The sequence below is a fragment of the Nonomuraea aridisoli genome (genome assembly GCF_003236395.1).
GTDB classification, from domain to species: Bacteria; Actinomycetota; Actinomycetes; order Streptosporangiales; family Streptosporangiaceae; genus Nonomuraea; species Nonomuraea aridisoli.
Genome location: NZ_POUD01000101.1, coordinates 12,967 through 27,904 on the forward strand (window position 1 = coordinate 12,967; position 14,938 = coordinate 27,904).

Below are 14,938 nucleotides of genomic sequence, written 5' to 3' on the forward strand. Positions count from 1 at the left end.
AGCCAGGGATGTGACTCGCGCGCACGGCGCCCGCTCGTACTGGCCGGGAAGTGCGCTGTTTCATAAGTACGGTGACGGGGGTGCCAGGGCCTCGATGGCCGGGGCGAGGAACTCACCACCGGGCACGACGTGGCGCATGGCGGTGCAAGCTCCTTGATGATGAGCTGGCAGAGGGCTTCGACCCTCTCCTGCGAATCTACATTGTAAAGGCGGCCGGTTGGATTCAAGATCCAATTCCACCACCACAAAGGCACGGGCTTCGCCCGTCCCCGTCAACCAAACAGACGAAACGCTGGGGCGGCCCGACCGCCACCAAGCATTCGGTACCGCTTGATGGGGGAGTCGGGCGTGATGACCGAACCCGAAGTTCCCCGCTCCGTGATGTGGGAGCGGGTACGCGCCGGCCACGCACACTGATCGCACAGCTCAACCCCGAGATGGCGGCTGGTGCCAGTCGCGTTGGCGGCACCCGGACAGAGGCAGGGGCAGGAACACGAACTCGGGTCAGTCGATCGAGGATCCTCACCAGTCTCGGATGCCCGTGGTGTTCAGGCGTGCTGACGCTCCTCCCGCCGCTGGAGCAGTTCCTCGACCGCGCTCGGCAGAGTCGTCTCGAAGTCGATCAGCTTTGCCCAGGTCGGGGTGACGACGATCCGGACCATGCCGTCGTGGTAGAGGGAACGCACCTCCGCCTCCCACGCGACTCGCTGCTCGGGCGTCATCTGGTAGGTGCTGGTCGTCTGGAGGTACTCGTCCGGGATGCCGTCGACGTAGTCCAGCTCGGCCCGGCCGCGGATGAGCAGGATCTTGGGCGGGTGCACCTCGGTGTCGATCGTCAGGGCGACCATCGGGTTCGCGCTCAGCGCCTTGAGCTTCGGAGCGTTCTTCGGCGTGCACATGACGATCTCCGAGCCGTTCCAGGCGAAGATGATCGGGATGTTGCGGGGTGTGCCGTCCTTGGCGACGTAGGCCAGGCGGGTCATGTCGCGAGCCAGCAGTTCCTGGCTGGTCGGCCGGTTCAGTACCTCGGTGATCTCGTCCGGTCGCACGGTCGTTCCTCCGGTTGTCGTTTCGTGGACGTTGTGGCGGGGCGGGCCGTCAGGTGAGCTCTTCGGCCAGGGCGACGACGATGCCCTCGGGGCCGCGGAGGTAGCAGAGCCGGTAGCTGTCCTGGTATCGGACCACTTCGCCCATGAGTTCGGCGCCGTGGGGGCGCAGGCGGGCGATGGTGTCGTCGATGTCGTCGACCGCGAACATGATGCGGCGGATGCCGAGCGTGTTCGCCGGGGTGTCCTCCGGGACGCCGCTGATCGCCTTCGGCGTGCGGTATTTCGCCAGCTCGATTCGCCCGTGGCCGTCCGGGGTCCGCATCATCGCCACGTCGACGCTTTGGTCGTCGAGTCCGACGAGACGTGCCGCCCAAGGCCCTTCGATCAGTGCCTTGCCCTCCAGTTCCATGCCGAGTTCCATGAAGAACGCGACGATCGCGTCGAGGTCGTCGACGATGATGCCGATGTTGTCCATTCGCTTGATCGTCATGCTGGGTCTCCTTCGTCGCGCGGCCGGTTCGTGGGCCGCTGGTATCCCTGGGACGGAGCCGGATCCGCGTTCTCGACATTCTCGACGGCTCGTTCGCGACTTTTTTCGTCAGCGATCGTGGCGTTGTTCGTAGGTGCGGCGCACGCTGGTGCCGTTGCTGAGGTCCGCGCCGTACACGTGCAGTGTGATCGCGATCGTGTCACAGGTGTTGCGGATGCGGCGTCGTGTGCGCCGACGCCAGGGCATCGAACAAGGCCAGGCTCTGGTCCCGCGGCACCATCTGGTCGTCCCACTGGACCAGGAACTGCACCGGCACGGTGATGCGCGCGGCGTCTTCGGCCAGCCCATGCACGCCGAGCAGGCCCAGCGCCGCGGCGCGGATTCGGGGCTCTGCGGCGATGAGCGGGATGCCGAGCCCGTCCTGTTCCAGCTTCTGGCTGGTGGCGGCCACCGTGCGAAAACTCACCCGGCCGGCCTTCGGCGCCGAACAACTCCAGCGCCGCGTTCTTGATCCTGACCCGCGCGGGTTCGCCTCCGCGATCACCAGGCCCAGGTGGGGTTGCCGGTGGCGGCCTGGGAGACCGACCACAGCCGTTCGCGGGCGGCCTCGTCGTAGGCGAAGGCCGGGGCGCGGACCGGGCGGAGGTCTTCATCGACGTACGGCCCGGGCAGGGCGCCGTCCCAGGTGGCCAGGCGGGCGTAAGTGTCGCCGAGGCGTTCGGCCGGGACGGCCATGCGGTTCTTGGGTGCGTACAAGGCGCGTAGCAACCATGGCATGGCCGCCACCCGGTCCGGGTCGAGGCGTACGGCGGGGACGCGCACGCAGGTCGCCTCCAGCTGTCCTGCCGCCTTCTCGGTCAGGGAGAAGGTGGTCATGATCTGAGCGAGTTTGGCGTGGTAGTACGCGCGGGTGGGGCTGTACCAGTTGGGGTCGTCGAGTTGGTCGAAACGGATCCGGATGCGTGGCATCGAGACCAGTCCCTTGCTGGCGACGTTGATCACGTGAGGTTTGTCCGCGGCGGCGAGCAGTGGACTGAGGCGTGCGGTGAGCAGGAAGGGGCCCAGGTGGTTGGTGGCCCAGAACAGCTCATGCCCGTCCGCCGTGAAGTGGGGGTCGCGGAGGGTCTGGTCGAAGACGGCGGAGTTGTTGATGAGCACGTCGAGATGGCCGACGGTCTGTGCGAGCCGGTCGGCGGCGGCCTCGATGGAGTCGGGCATCGACAGGTCCACCAGGATCAAATCGGCTGGATGCACGGCGTGGGCGTTGATGTCGGCCAGCGCGGCGCGGCCTCGCTCGGGGTTCCGGCACAACGCCAGAACGTGGTGGCCTGCGGCGGCGAGGGCGCGGGCGGCGCGCAGGCCGATTCCGGAGTTGGCGCCGGTGATGGCGATGGACAGCATGCACGCACTCTATTGCGTTCGGAACGATCCGAACAGAATAGAATTCGTGCGTGGCCACTGTTGAGGAGTTCGTGGAGAGTGCCGGACTGTACTTCGAGCGTTTGGGGCTCAGTCGTACGGCCGGCCGGGTCGTCGGCGTGCTCCTGGTCGATCCGGACGATTCCGCCGACGCCCCCAGCTTGTGCGAGCGGCTTGGCGTGGCCAAGAGCAGCATGAGCGTCGCCCTGGGGCAGCTCGAACGGGGAGGGCTCGTCGAGCGCTTCCGACCGCCCCGGGGCCGCCGCGATCACTACCGGCTGACCGAGGACGTCTTCGGACGTGCGTTCCGGGCCAAGATGGCCGAGTTCGCCGCATTCGAGCAGCTCGCCGAGCAAGGGCTGGCCGCAGTCGGCGACAATCCCAAGAGCAGGGCCAGGCTGGAGCTGATGCGCGACATGTACGGCTTCATGGGCCGCGAGTTCCCCAAGCTCCTGGACCGATGGGATCGAGAGCGCCTTTGAGACGACCGATCACGATGCCGATCATGCGGAAGGATGGTCCGGCGATCAGGTCTCCCGGCGTGCGCCATAGTGCGGACCGCTGCCCATCTCCACCGCCGGGGATCTGAAGGAAACCAGCCTGTGGTCCAGGCGTGCGTGCCGGTCCCGGTGTCAGCTTTCAGCACGCGGAGCAGGCAGATGCGGTGGCCGCCAGCGCCAGGTGGCGTTGCCGTCGGGTGTCAGGCCCTTGCGCCACAGCGTGGCCGGCATCAGCCGCACCATGGTCGTCATCCACCGGTGGGCGGCCGGCGAGGTGGTGCGGCGGCCGTCGGCGCGGGCGCCTCGGACGGTGGCCTGAGTGCGGGGGCGGCGTTCGGTGTCGTAGCGGCGCAGCGCGGTCTCGACCGACGGCCCGGCGGCCAGGGCGGCGGCGAGCACGACGGCGTCCTCCAGCGACTGCCCGGCGCCTTGACCGCGGTCAGGGCTCATGGCGTGCGCGGCGTCGCCGAGCAGCGCCACCCGCCCGTCGACGTAGGACGGCAGGGGATCGAGGTCGTGGACGTCGATGTGGGTCACTGCCTCGCTCGGGGTGGCGGCGATGAGCGCCGGGATCGGATCGTGCCAGTTCCGTACGTGGCCGAGGACCGCGGCTTTCTCGTCGTCGTGGCGGACTCCGGGCCGGGAACAGGCAGTGACGTAGGCCCAGTAGGCGCGGTCGCGGCTCAGGGGGTGGATGAGGAAGTAGGCGCCGGGGCCCATGGTGACGCTGCCCGGCAGCCCTTCGGCGGGGGCGACACCGAGCCAGGCGGTGCGGCCGAGGTAGCGGGGCGGGGGAGCGTCCGGCCACAGCAGTCGGCGTACGGTGCTGCGGATCCCGTCGGCGCCGATCAGCGGGTCGGCGGCGGCCTCGCCGCCTTTCCAGGTGACCGTCACCTGGTCCCGGTCCTGGTGGAGGCCGGTGACCTCCGTGCCGGTGCGCACGCTTCCGGCGGGCACCGCCTCCAGCAGCAGCCGGTGCAGGTCGGCGCGGTGGAAGGCGAGCAGCGGCGTCGGGTCGCCGGGGCGGGCCCGTTGCAGGTAGCGGCCGTCCGGCAGGCGCAGATTGCCGGCCGAGTGCGTGGGCACCGCGGCCGCGCGGGCCTGGGCGCCGACGGCGAGCGCGTCCAGGCAGCGCATCGCGTTCGGCGCCTGGGACATGCCGGCGCCGATCTCGCCCAGCTCGTCGGCCCGTTCCAGCACCAACGCCTGCCAGCCGATCCGATGTAACGCCGCGGCGGCGGCGAGTCCGCCGATGCCGCCGCCGACCACGATCGCCTGCCCGTTCATGATTCCTCCTCGTCAAGATCTGCGCGCAGGGGTGCGGTAGCAGGCGGTCCGCTCGTCCGGCCGGGACCGCCATGTCAGGAAGCCCATGCTCGTCAGCAGCCGCAGGTTGGAGGTGAGAGAGGCACGGCTGGCGCCGATGGCCTCGCTGATCTGCCCGGCCGACTGCTCCGGCGGATCGCAGACCATCAGCCGGCCCAGCACCCGGCCCGCGATCGGCGGTACGCCGTCGCGGGCCAGGTACATGGCCACGCGCTCCACCCACTCGAGCAACGCTTCCCGCTCGCTCACGCGCACCCCTGTTGCAGCTGTTTCAGTATGAGCTAAAATCCATGTAACAAAGATACGCTCCGATCCCGGAGCGTGCAGGTGGAGAGCCGGGAAGTCTGGTCGGCCCGCGACGCCGGCCGTCGTGGAGAACGAGGGGCTTCGCTCATGCCATCTCGCACCCTGACGGCGCTGCTCGGCGCGGGTATCGCCGCCGGCGTCCTGATCCCGGTGCTGTTGTGGGCCGACGGCGCCACCAGGCCCGGCTACTCCCTGTGGCACCACGGCGCCAGCCAGCTCGGCACCGGCGAACGCGGCTGGCTGCAGACGGTGAACTTCGTGCTCGGCGGGCTGCTGCTGGCCGGCTTCGCCGTCGGCGTGCGCCGGGCACTGGGCGGTGGTCGCGGCGCGACCTGGGGGCCAATCCTGCTGGCGACGGCCGCGGCGGGAGCGGTGGCGGCCGGGCTGGTGCCCACCGATCCCGCACTCGGTTACCCGCCCGGCCTGCCGGAGGTCGTCACCGCCGGGGGCCGCGTCCACCAAGTGGCCGGCCTTCTGCTGTTCGCCGGACTCGGCGCCGCCGCGTTCGTCCTGGCCGGACGGTTGCGGGAGGCCGGCCGCGGCTGGGCGGTCTGCTCCCGCCTGTCGGGGGCAGGCGTCATCGTCTTCGCCTTCGCCGCCGGCATCGCCTACCGCCTGGACACCCTGGGCATCTGGCGACCGGCCCCCGCGGGCCTGCTGGAACACCTGTCCCTGCTCGCGGGCTTCGCCTGGATCGTCGCGCTGGGCGTACACCTGCGGCGCCGCCGACCCGGCGAGCGCTGAGCGGCGGGCGCGGCCGGGTCGGGGCGGTGGACGGGGTCATGGAGTCACAGGGCCAGATCGCGGCGGCGGAGCCCGTACAGGCCGGCGGCCGCGAACCCGGCGGCCACAAGGGTGAGCCCGAGCAGCGTGCCCGGTCCCGGGTCGGCCAGCGTGGAGTAATGGACGTGGGCGAACGGGGAGATCATGAAGAGCGAGTCGCTCACCAGCCCTACCTCCCAGCCGACTTCCATGGCGATGGCCAGCGCCAAAGCGGTCCACCCCACGACCGCTCCGGCTCGCCGGAACAGCCCGAACGCCGCCACCGCGATCCCGGCCATCACCCAGACGCCTGGCACGATGACCGTGGTCATGGCCAGGCCGCCGGCGAAGTCCCCGTCGCCGAGGCCCAGCCCGAGACCGGCGATGACCAGCACGACCACGGGTACCGCCACCGCGAACAGGAGATGGCCGGCCGCCCAGCGCGCCCGGCTCACCGGGCCGGACAACATGAGTTCCGCGGCCTCGTCGCCACGCAGGCGGAGCACCGTCATGATCGCGTACAGGGAGACGGAGTACACCGCCAGCTCGTACACGACGAGCTTGAAGAAGATCTCCGCAGGATCATCTGCTCCCGTCCGTCCGGCCCAGAAGTCCAGCGCTCCACTCTGGCCGAACGTCTCGACGGCGGTCTGCCCGCCGAGCCCGATCCCCGCGCCGATGAACGCGGCGCCCGCGATCCACGCCAGCGCCGTGCCCCGATGCGTCCGCCACGCCAGCCCGAACGGTCCGCGCAGGCCGTTCGGCGCACGGGCGGGGCCGAGCCGCGGCGGTACGAGGCCCGCGCCGATGTCCCGGCGGGCCGACAGCGCGTACGCCAACCCGACCATGGCCACGACGAACCCCGCGACCAGCAGGAACACCCACCACCGCTCGCCGCCGAAGGCGCGAGCCCGCAGGATCCAGCCGTTCGGCACGAGCCAGCCCAGCCATTGCAGGCCCGGCCCGCCCAGGTCGCTCACCCCGCGGACCAGGTACGCCGCGAAGAACACGGTGAAGGCCAAGGCTCCGGCCACGCGGGCGCGCTGGGTCACCTGTACGGCCACGGCGGCCAGCGCGGCCCCGATCCAGCCGGCCGAAGCGGCCATCAGCCCCCAGGCGAGGGAGCCGGCCATGGGGAGTCCGGCGCTCGCACCGACCACGGTGATCAGCACGGCCAGGACGGCGTTGGCGGCCAGCACGACGGTGAGGGCGGCGGTCAGCGGGGCGTGCCGCCCTACGGCGGCCGAGCCGACGAGCTCCCGCCGCCCTTGTTCCTCGTCGGAGCGGGTGTGCTTGACCAGGAGGATGACGCTGGCCAGGGCGGCGAAGATCGTGGTGGCGGCGCCCCGCTGCTGGGCGGCGGCCGCGCCGAGGCTGTCGCCGTATGCCGGTCCTTGCAGCAGCAGGATCACGGGGTTCTTCGCGATCTCGTTGGTGTAGTGCAGGATCGTTTCCTGCGTCGGCAGCAGCTCTCGGATGGTGGCCACGGTGGTGGCGACGAAGAGGGCGACCGACAGGATCCACAACGGCTGCCAGACGCGGTCGCGGCGCAGGATCAGCCGGATCAGTGCTGTCGTGTTCATCGGTAGTGCCTCATGAACAGCTCTTCGAGGGTGGGGGGCTGGGCGGTGATGTCGCGGACGCCGTACTCGGCCAGCCGGGCCAGCACGTCGCCGATGTGCTCGGTGTCGGCCTGGAACCGCACCCGGCCACCGTCGACGCTGAGGTCGTGGACATGGGGGAGCCCGTTGTCCGGGACCCTGGCCAGCTCCGCCGTGACCGAGATGCGCGTCAGATGGCGCAGCTGCGCGAGCGTGCCGGATTCCACGATGCGGCCGTCGCGGATGATGCTCACCCGGTCGCAGAGCGCCTCGACCTCGGCGAGGATGTGGCTGGAGAGCAGGACCGTACGGCCGGCGCGCCGCTCCTCGGCGATGACCTCGCGGAAGACGGCCTCCATCAACGGGTCGAGCCCCGAGGTCGGCTCGTCCAGTAACAGCAGCTCCACCTCGGAGGCCAGCGCGGCGATCAGCGCGACCTTCTGCCGGTTGCCCTTGGAGTAGGTGCGGGCCTTCTTGCGCGGATCCAGGGCGAAACGCTCGATCAGCTCGTCGCGCCGCTTGGCGTCGGCGCCGCCGCGCAGGCGGCCGAGCAGATCGATCACCTCGCCGCCGGACAGGCTCGGCCAGAGGGTGACGTCGCCGGGAACGTACGCCAGCCGCCGGTGCAGCTCGACGGCCTCGGCCCAGGGGTCGCCGCCCAGCAGCCGGACCTCGCCGGCGTCCTTGCGCAGCAGGCCGAGCAGGATGCGCAGGGTCGTGGTCTTGCCGGCGCCGTTGGGGCCGAGGAACCCGTGCACCTCTCCTTCCCGTACGGTCATGTCCAGGCCGTCGAGCGCGCGGACCCGGCCGAAGGTCTTGACCAGCTGACGCATGCGGATCACATCAGGCATCGGGGTGCTCCTTCAGGTGGAAGTCGGTGACGGCCTGGCGGAGCCGGTCTCCCTGCTCCGCTGCGATCCACCGGCCCATGTGGGCGTAGACGTCGGCCAGGGCGGTGCCGATCAGGCTGGAGTTCGCGCCCTGCAGCACGTCGATGCCGAGCCGCCGGGACAGATGCTCGTGGAGCACGATCGTGCCGAGGTGCATCGCCGCCATGACGGCGGCGCGTTCGCGCACCTTGGCCTCGCCGGGGGAGAACTCCTCGGGCCAGGTCTCGGCGAAGAACCGCTCGGCTGCTTCGGCGCCTTCGTCGAACAACGCCGCCGCCACCGGCGAGCCCTCGACCAGCGCCCGGGCGAGATAGCGGACACTGAGCCCGCTCGCCTCGTACATTCCCCGCAGAAACTCAGGGCTGACGTCAGCCCCGTCCTGGACCTCGCCGGCGGCGCCCAGGACGACGTCGCGGACATGCTTGTCGCAGGCCTCCCGCAAACCGTCCTTGGAGCCGAAATGGTGCTGTACCAGGCCGATGGAGACGCCGGCGGCGTCGGCGACGGCCTTCATGGTCGCGCCTTTGAAGCCCTTCTCGGCGAACTCGGCCAAGGCGGCGTCGCGGATCCGGGCGCGCGCGGTCAGGTCTTCCGGTGGACGGTCACTCGACGATATCGACATACCGTTGACAATAAAGCAATATTGGAAGCCATATCAATATATTGGACTCATGGGATGATCGAGGATGTTCATGACGCCCGGCTGGGCGGCGGGTCGGTGAGGGGCCGGCTGTGGCGGAAGGTCTGCCCCAGGGCAAGGTCGTAGCCGATCTTCGCGACCCCGGCGAGCAGGAACGGCGCGGCCGGGCTGACCGACTGCAGCACACCCGCCAGCGCCGGTTCCAGGGGCCTGGTGAGGTAGCGGGCGGTGTTGGTGATCGCGGCGGCGGCGGTGCGTTCCTCGGGCGGGACCATCGCCATCACGTACGCCTGCCGGGCGGGCACGTCCATCGACGACAGGCAGGCACACCCGAGCAGGAGGGCGATCGCCAGTGTGAGAGAAGGAGCGAACGGCACGGCGGCCAGCATGACGTTGGCGGGCAGGTGGGTGAAGACCATCGTGGGCAGCAGCCCGATCCGGTCGGCCACCCGCGGCGCGGCCAGCAGCGAGGCGGTCTGGAGGATCCCGGCCACGGCGAAGGTGATCCCGATCGTGTGGGTGGTGGCCCCGAAGCGGGCCGCGAGCCGGTAGCCGACATAGGCCTGGATGACGAACCCGCCGGCGAGGCTGTCGGTGGCGAACAGGCCTGCCAGGCGGGCCACCGGGCCGCGGGAGCGGGCCAGTATGCGCGATCGCGGTGGTCCGGGTGGTGGAGCCGGTGCCGGGGCTTCGGCGGTGGCGGGCAGCCGGAGGGTGAGGAGCATTCCGGCGGCGCTGTGCCGGTCAGGACGCCGCCGAGGAGTCCCCGGTCGGCGGGCAGGCTCCCCAGCAGCGCGCCGAGCGTCCCGGCGACGGCGGACATCGCCGACCTCGTCGAGGTGCTCAACACGTTGTCGCGGGTGATCGTGCCCCACGTGGCGGACGCATGCGCGATCTATCTGATACCCGAGTTCGCGGACCGCTCTCCCGCCTCGTCCGTCGCCGAAAAGGTCGCCTGCACCACTCGCGACGGGCTTCCACCGTCCGCGCCCTTAGGCACCGAGCACTTCGCGCCGGGAAGCGGCTTCGTCGAAGCGGTCCGAACCCGCCGCCCGGTCCGTCACACGTTCCCCGCGGGAGCGCCGCCTGCGAGGCTCGTGTCGCCAGGCACGAAGGACTGGTTCGCACGTGCCGGAACCAACAGCATGGCCCTGGTGCCGGTGGTCGTCGACGGCGCCCTGGCAGCGGTTGTGGCCACCATGGTGTGCGGGTCGCGTCGACCGATCGACGCGGCCGATATCGACCTGTTGGGGCGGCTGCTCGACCACGCCCACCAGCACCTCAGCAACGCGCTGCGGTTCCAGCAGACCCAGCGCGTCGCCCTCGCCCTCCAGCACTGCCTGCTCCCGGATCCGCCGGACGTGCCCGGCGTTCAGATCTGCGCCCGCTACCGGCCCAGCGGGCCGGGCGCCGAGATCGGGGGCGACTGGTACGACTCGTTCCGGCTGCCGGGCGGTGCGACCATCCTGACCGTCGGCGACGTCGCCGGGCACGACCTGGACGCCGCGGTCACCATGAGTCAGCTGCGCAACATGCTGAGAAGTCTGGCCGCCGACCGCGACGAGTCTCCCGGTCACATCCTGCGCCGTCTCGACATGGTCGTGGAAGCGCTGTACGACGGTGGCCTCCTGGCGACCTGCATCCTGGCCAGGCTGGAGGAGTCCGGCGACCACTGGCGGCTCCGCTACTCGGTGGCCGGGCATCCACCCCCGCTGCTGGTCACCTCCGCCGGTGAGGGCCGCTACCTGGAGGACGCCACCGATCCCCTCCTGGGTGTGGTCACCGACCGGCGGCGTACCAGTGCTGTCGAGGTGCTGCCGCCCGACAGCACGCTGCTCCTTTACACCGACGGCCTGGGCGAAGCGGTGGGCGTGCCCCTTCCAGGCGCCGGCCCTTCCTGGGCCCATCTGCCGACCGCTGACCGGCACGCGGCTGTCGGCCATCCCCTTGCAGGCTCACCCACAAGGCCAAGGTCACCGCGGGCGTGGTAGGTGAGCAGGGCGCCGGTTGCCGCCTGGCCGGCTACGGCCTTCGGGGGAGGACCGGACCGGATCTTGGCGCCACCAGGGCGGTGGCCGAGTGCCGGCGGACGTGCCGGCTTGGCGGGCGTCCGGGCCGTCGGCGGGCAGCAGCAGTCCGCGGGCGCGCCCCGCCCTCAGCAGCGCGCGCCTTCTCGCACTTCCAGGAGCGGCAGGCCCGCCGCGTACCGCCGGAAGAAGCCGGCGGTCGGGGTGTCCGCGGTCGCGACGGCGTCCGGGGTTCCCTCCGCGATCACCGCACCCCCGTCCGGACCGGCTCCCGGTCCCAGGTCGATCACCCAGTCCGCGGAGGCGGCGACGGGGATGTCGTGTTCGGCCACGACGACGGTGTTGCCCGAGTCGAGCAGCACGTCGAGCGTGTCCACCACACGCTGCATGTCAGACGGGTGCAGGCCCGAGACGGGTTCGTCGAGGACGACGAGGCCGGCCCTGCGGCCTGCGGCGCCGCGCTGGATCGCGGACGCCAGCTTCAGCCGCTGCGCCTCGCCGCCGGACAGCTCTGTGGCGCTCTGGCCGAGCTGGAGATAGCCGAGTCCGACCTGGTTCAAGGCTCCTAGGGTTTCCGCGAGTTGCCGGGGTTCGGAGAAGTGCTCCACAGCCTCGGCGACGGTCAGCTCCAGCACCTGATTGATGGCCAGCCCCTGATACGTGATCTCCAGAGCCTCCGGCTTGTAGCGCCGGCCCTCGCACGCGTCGCAGACCACCCACACATCCGGCAGGAAGTGCATGTCGACCAGCTTGCGGCCATAACCGGTGCAGGTTTCGCAACGGCCGCCACCCGCGGTGTTGAAGCTGAACCAGGAGGCATCGACGCCGCGTCCGCGCGCCACGTCGGTTTCGGCGAACAGCTTGCGCACAATGTCGAACGCCTTGCTGTAGGTGGCCGGGTTGGACCGCGGCGTTCGCCCGAGCGGTTCCTGATCGACGACGGCGACCCAGCCGAACCCCTCGAGGCCGGTCACCTGCCGCACCGTGTCGGTCGTCGTCCCGTTCAGGGCGGCCTCCACGCTCGCCGCGAGCGCGCCGAGCAGGCTGCTCTTGCCGCTGCCGCTCACCCCGGTCAGGCAGGTGAGCCGACCGGCGGGGAAACGCACCAGGTCCGCGGTCACGTTGTGCGCACGCAGTCCGTGCAGCTCCACCCAGCCGGTGTCGTCCCCGGCCGGACGACGGGTCCGTCGCAGCCGCGGCCCCTCACCGGCCAGATAGCGTCCGGTCAGCGACGTCGGGTGGGCGGCCACGTCTGCGGGAGACCCCGATACCAGGACCTCACCGCCGAGGCGGCCCGCGCCGGGCCCCATATCGATCACCCAGTCGGCCCGGGCGATCAGTTCAGGGTCGTGCTCGACCAGGAGCACCGTGTTGCCGGCCTTGCGTAGCTCCAGAGCGATGTCGAGCAGGTGCGCCTTGTCCGCCGGATGCAGCCCAGTGCCAGGCTCGTCCAGGACGAAGACGAGGCCGCTCAGCTCGGTACTGAGCTGAGCGGCGAGCCGGGTTCGCTGCAACTCACCCCCGGACAGCGTCGCCGCACCCCGCGACAGCTGGAGATGGGCCAAGCCGAGCCGGTCGAGGAACCCGAGCCTGCGGCCCAGATCGAGCAGCAGCGGCTCACCCACGTCGCGCTGCCGGGCGTCCAGGTCGTCCGCGACGCGCTTCGCCCAGCCGCGCACCTCCCGTACTTCCACCTCGATCAGGTCGGGATAGGTCAGCCCGCCGAGCCGCACGGACCGGACCACCTGGTCGTACCCGCTGCCGCCGCAGGTGCCGCACGGCTGCTTGCGCATGTACGGCAGGTAGCGCTGCTTGGCGCTGGGGGTTCGGGCGTTCGCGAACACCCGCTCCACCTCGGCGAGCGCGCCCCGCAGCGGCTGGCTCGAGGTGTAGGTCACCGAAACCGTCTCCTTCTTGTTCGACATGTCGACGGTCGCCTCGACCTTCTCCTCACCCGTGCCGTACAGCACACAGCGACGGAACTCCTCAGGCAGCGACTTCCACGGCCGACCGAGGTCCACACCCCGCTTCTCGGCAAGCGCCGGCACGAACGCGTGCTCCCCCGACCGCCACTTCGCGAACCAGGGCGAGGCCCCCTCAAAGAGCGGAAGCTCCGGATGGGTGATGACCAGGTCCTCCTGCGCTTGCCAGCGTCCGCCCACCCCGTGGCAATCCGCACAGCTTCCTTCCGGCGTATTGCGGTCGAAATGAGCGGTCGTCAGATGCCCGTCCCCGTTTTCCGCCGCCCGGTCCGCGCCGATCCCGGGAAGGCGTGAGTACAGCAGCCCCAGATGCCCGTCGATGCCGGTGATCGTCGCGACCGTGGACCGGGGGTTGCGGTTCAGACGACGCTGGTCGACCGCGAGCGTCGCGCCGAGTCCCAGGATGCGGTCGACCTTCGGCCGATTGCGCTGGGTGATGTACTGCCGCACGAACGGCGAAAGTCCCTCCAGATACCGCAGCTGGGCCTCGTTGTGCAGGGTGTCGATGGCCAGCGAGGTCTTGCCGCTGCCACTCACTCCGGTGAAGGCGATGAGCCGCCCCTTGGGGATGCTCACCGACACGTCCCGCAGATTGTTGGTACGAGCCCCCACCACCTCGATGGCCTCGCACCCCGTACTCGCAACGCCCCGTACGAACGCAGTCAACCTTCGTCCATCCTCTCGCAACACAGCAGAACATGGGCGGACACGCACGCCGCCCATGCCGAACAAACCGATCACGCCACTACGTCGCGGCCGCTCGTCACCATGGCGCTGAGCGGCCGCTTCACCAGGTCTCTCAGCACGTGGTGGTCTCGATGCCGCCCGTACTGCCGGTCAGGACCGGGACGCCGCGGTGAGCTTGTCGACGTCGGGGGCGTAGACGGTCATCCAGTGCGGTTGCAGCCGGTAGTAGACCACGTCGTTGTCCCAGTCGAAGAAGTCGTCGCCGTAGAAGTCCTTGAGGTAGGCGAGCAGGTCCGGCCAGTCCGCGGCCGGCTCGCCGCGCCGGGGGTTGAGGACCTCCACCGTGCCGTGCGTGAACACGCCCAGCTGCTCCCCGCGCATGTGCGCGGCGCTGACGGCGGGACGGGCGGCGAGATGGCGGGCCTTGGCGGCGCCGCGCGCCGTGCCGAAATGCCACTTCCCGTGCAGGAAGTGCCCGTCCACCCCGCTGATCCGCGGCTCGCCCTTCGCCGTCACGGTGGACAGGGCGAGGGTGCACATGCCGGTGAGGACCTGGGTGAGTTGCCGCGCGGACAGTGTGCGCTCGGTGTTGATGATCGAGCGGAGGTGCGGAGTGGAGCGGGAGAGCGAGGCGTCGAGAAGGGCTTGCAGCTCTTTGAGATCTTCTGGTGTTTCGCGCATTGCGGTCCTTGTCTGTCCGTGGGGCAGCCGGCCGGCGCCCACGTCGGTGCCGACCGGTGAACCCATGATTGATCTAAACCCGACGTCCTATGTCATGTTTTTTGCCGGGTAACCGGAACAGTCCCCCACCAGGTCAGGGTGTTCCGTAGCTGCGCGCAGTGAGGGATGCGGTCGTGACCGCGGTGCCACTGGGCCGCTCCGGCGTGCAATCGACGTGCCGACTCCGGTGAAGGCCCGTCGCTGGCGGATCTCCCGTGGCGCGATCACGGTGGCCAGGTCGCGTTGTCCGGCTTGGTGCCCAGCAGGTGTGGCAGGTCTTTGAGCACCGGGATGAGCAGGGTCTGCATCACCGGGACCACGATGCCCACGAAGGCGAGCACCGGGACGAGAGCGCCGCTCGCTCTGGCCGCGGGAGGGTCAGTGGACGTGCGTGTCATGAGGGACGGTCTCCAGGCCGGGGGGCTTCTGATTTCGTACGGAATGCCGGATTCACCTGGCTCGGCCCGGGGGAAGTCCACCGGCCGAGCCAGGCGGCGACGGTCACGCCGTCCCCCCCGGGGTGTTGCGCGGGCGGGGTG

Annotated in this window: 16 protein-coding genes; 3 read left to right on the forward strand and 13 right to left on the reverse strand. The window is 70.4% G+C overall.

Translation table 11 applies throughout. The features are described from left to right. Nucleotides 1-548: 548 nt before the first annotated feature. The 4 genes from C1J01_RS23525 to C1J01_RS23545 all read right to left on the reverse strand — a co-directional run bounded on the left by C1J01_RS23525 (nt 549) and on the right by C1J01_RS23545 (nt 2,940). Complete coding sequence (locus C1J01_RS23525) at nt 549-1,049, reverse strand: pyridoxamine 5'-phosphate oxidase family protein (RefSeq protein ID WP_111181144.1); 501 nt, start codon at nt 1,047-1,049, stop codon at nt 549-551. A 49-nt stretch (nt 1,050-1,098) separates the two neighbouring features. Continuing rightward, nucleotides 1,099-1,524 carry a VOC family protein gene (locus C1J01_RS23530; protein ID WP_220040062.1) on the reverse strand — a complete coding sequence of 142 codons (426 nt, stop codon included), beginning with the start codon at nt 1,522-1,524 and terminating at the stop codon, nt 1,099-1,101. A gap of 214 nt (nt 1,525-1,738) precedes the next feature. Continuing rightward, complete coding sequence (locus tag C1J01_RS23540) at nt 1,739-1,990, reverse strand: dienelactone hydrolase family protein (protein WP_235854615.1); 252 nt, start codon at nt 1,988-1,990, stop codon at nt 1,739-1,741. 89 nt (nt 1,991-2,079) lie between these two features. Beyond that, on the reverse strand, nt 2,080-2,940 hold the full coding sequence (locus tag C1J01_RS23545; RefSeq protein ID WP_111181146.1) for an SDR family NAD(P)-dependent oxidoreductase: 861 nt from the start codon (nt 2,938-2,940) through the stop codon (nt 2,080-2,082). 50 nt (nt 2,941-2,990) lie between these two features. Between C1J01_RS23545 and C1J01_RS23550 the strand changes: the two genes are divergently transcribed. Beyond that, a complete protein-coding gene (locus C1J01_RS23550; protein ID WP_111181147.1) occupies nt 2,991-3,440 on the forward strand; it encodes a GbsR/MarR family transcriptional regulator in 450 nt (149 codons plus the stop codon). 150 nt (nt 3,441-3,590) lie between these two features. On the opposite strand, the gene C1J01_RS23555 is transcribed toward C1J01_RS23550, so the two are convergent. Both C1J01_RS23555 and C1J01_RS23560 read right to left on the reverse strand, forming a co-directional pair. Next, entirely contained in the window at nt 3,591-4,745 is a 1,155-nt protein-coding gene (locus C1J01_RS23555; RefSeq protein ID WP_111181148.1) for an FAD-dependent monooxygenase, read from the reverse strand. A 12-nt stretch (nt 4,746-4,757) separates the two neighbouring features. After that, the gene (locus tag C1J01_RS23560) at nt 4,758-5,033 is read right to left on the reverse strand and encodes a GbsR/MarR family transcriptional regulator (protein WP_220040063.1); all 276 of its coding nucleotides are present in this window, start codon (nt 5,031-5,033) and stop codon (nt 4,758-4,760) included. A gap of 144 nt (nt 5,034-5,177) precedes the next feature. Here C1J01_RS23560 and C1J01_RS23565 point away from each other — a divergent pair, with 144 nt between their 5' ends. Next, nucleotides 5,178-5,834 carry a DUF998 domain-containing protein gene (locus tag C1J01_RS23565; protein ID WP_111181149.1) on the forward strand — a complete coding sequence of 219 codons (657 nt, stop codon included), beginning with the start codon at nt 5,178-5,180 and terminating at the stop codon, nt 5,832-5,834. Nucleotides 5,835-5,878: 44 nt separating this feature from the next. On the opposite strand, the gene C1J01_RS23570 is transcribed toward C1J01_RS23565, so the two are convergent. The 4 genes from C1J01_RS23570 to C1J01_RS23585 form a co-directional block, all read right to left on the reverse strand. Continuing rightward, complete coding sequence (locus C1J01_RS23570; RefSeq protein ID WP_111181150.1) at nt 5,879-7,435, reverse strand: ABC transporter permease; 1,557 nt, start codon at nt 7,433-7,435, stop codon at nt 5,879-5,881. Beyond that, entirely contained in the window at nt 7,432-8,304 is an 873-nt protein-coding gene (locus tag C1J01_RS23575; RefSeq protein WP_111181151.1) for an ABC transporter ATP-binding protein, read from the reverse strand. Before C1J01_RS23575 ends, C1J01_RS23570 begins: the two co-directional genes overlap by 4 nt. Then, on the reverse strand, nt 8,297-8,965 hold the full coding sequence (locus C1J01_RS53490; protein ID WP_111181152.1) for a TetR/AcrR family transcriptional regulator: 669 nt from the start codon (nt 8,963-8,965) through the stop codon (nt 8,297-8,299). Before C1J01_RS53490 ends, C1J01_RS23575 begins: the two co-directional genes overlap by 8 nt. A 68-nt stretch (nt 8,966-9,033) precedes the next feature. Further along, nucleotides 9,034-9,606: an MFS transporter gene (locus C1J01_RS23585; protein WP_181448926.1), complete on the reverse strand. Its 573-nt coding sequence runs from the start codon at nt 9,604-9,606 to the stop codon at nt 9,034-9,036. A 216-nt stretch (nt 9,607-9,822) separates the two neighbouring features. On the opposite strand from C1J01_RS23585, the gene C1J01_RS50045 reads away from it, so the two are divergent. Then, nucleotides 9,823-10,974 (forward strand): GAF domain-containing SpoIIE family protein phosphatase, encoded by a 1,152-nt coding sequence (locus tag C1J01_RS50045; RefSeq protein ID WP_268958740.1) that lies wholly within the window; start codon nt 9,823-9,825, stop codon nt 10,972-10,974. A gap of 164 nt (nt 10,975-11,138) precedes the next feature. On the opposite strand, the gene C1J01_RS23600 is transcribed toward C1J01_RS50045, so the two are convergent. The 3 genes from C1J01_RS23600 to C1J01_RS50050 all read right to left on the reverse strand — a co-directional run bounded on the left by C1J01_RS23600 (nt 11,139) and on the right by C1J01_RS50050 (nt 14,797). Continuing rightward, entirely contained in the window at nt 11,139-13,574 is a 2,436-nt protein-coding gene (locus C1J01_RS23600; protein ID WP_235854616.1) for an excinuclease ABC subunit UvrA, read from the reverse strand. Between the two features lie 255 nt (nt 13,575-13,829). Beyond that, nucleotides 13,830-14,360, reverse strand: a complete 531-nt coding sequence (locus tag C1J01_RS23605; RefSeq protein WP_111181154.1) for a pyridoxamine 5'-phosphate oxidase family protein — start codon at nt 14,358-14,360, stop codon at nt 13,830-13,832. Between the two features lie 263 nt (nt 14,361-14,623). Continuing rightward, nucleotides 14,624-14,797 carry a hypothetical protein gene (locus C1J01_RS50050; RefSeq protein WP_181448928.1) on the reverse strand — a complete coding sequence of 58 codons (174 nt, stop codon included), beginning with the start codon at nt 14,795-14,797 and terminating at the stop codon, nt 14,624-14,626. Nucleotides 14,798-14,938: the final 141 nt, after the last annotated feature.

Bases quoted from the DNA above. Each gene is read 5' to 3' on its own strand.
- C1J01_RS23570 (WP_111181150.1), bottom strand. From the start codon at position 7,435: ATGAACACGACAGCACTGATCCGGCTGATCCTGCGCCGCGACCGCGTC.
- C1J01_RS50050 (WP_181448928.1), bottom strand. From the start codon at position 14,797: ATGACACGCACGTCCACTGACCCTCCCGCGGCCAGAGCGAGCGGCGCT.
- C1J01_RS23555 (WP_111181148.1), bottom strand. From the start codon at position 4,745: ATGAACGGGCAGGCGATCGTGGTCGGCGGCGGCATCGGCGGACTCGCC.
- C1J01_RS23545 (WP_111181146.1), bottom strand. From the start codon at position 2,940: ATGCTGTCCATCGCCATCACCGGCGCCAACTCCGGAATCGGCCTGCGC.
- C1J01_RS53490 (WP_111181152.1), bottom strand. From the start codon at position 8,965: ATGTCGATATCGTCGAGTGACCGTCCACCGGAAGACCTGACCGCGCGC.
- C1J01_RS23605 (WP_111181154.1), bottom strand. From the start codon at position 14,360: ATGCGCGAAACACCAGAAGATCTCAAAGAGCTGCAAGCCCTTCTCGAC.
- C1J01_RS23565 (WP_111181149.1), top strand. From the start codon at position 5,178: ATGCCATCTCGCACCCTGACGGCGCTGCTCGGCGCGGGTATCGCCGCC.
- C1J01_RS23575 (WP_111181151.1), bottom strand. From the start codon at position 8,304: ATGCCTGATGTGATCCGCATGCGTCAGCTGGTCAAGACCTTCGGCCGG.
- C1J01_RS23530 (WP_220040062.1), bottom strand. From the start codon at position 1,524: ATGGACAACATCGGCATCATCGTCGACGACCTCGACGCGATCGTCGCG.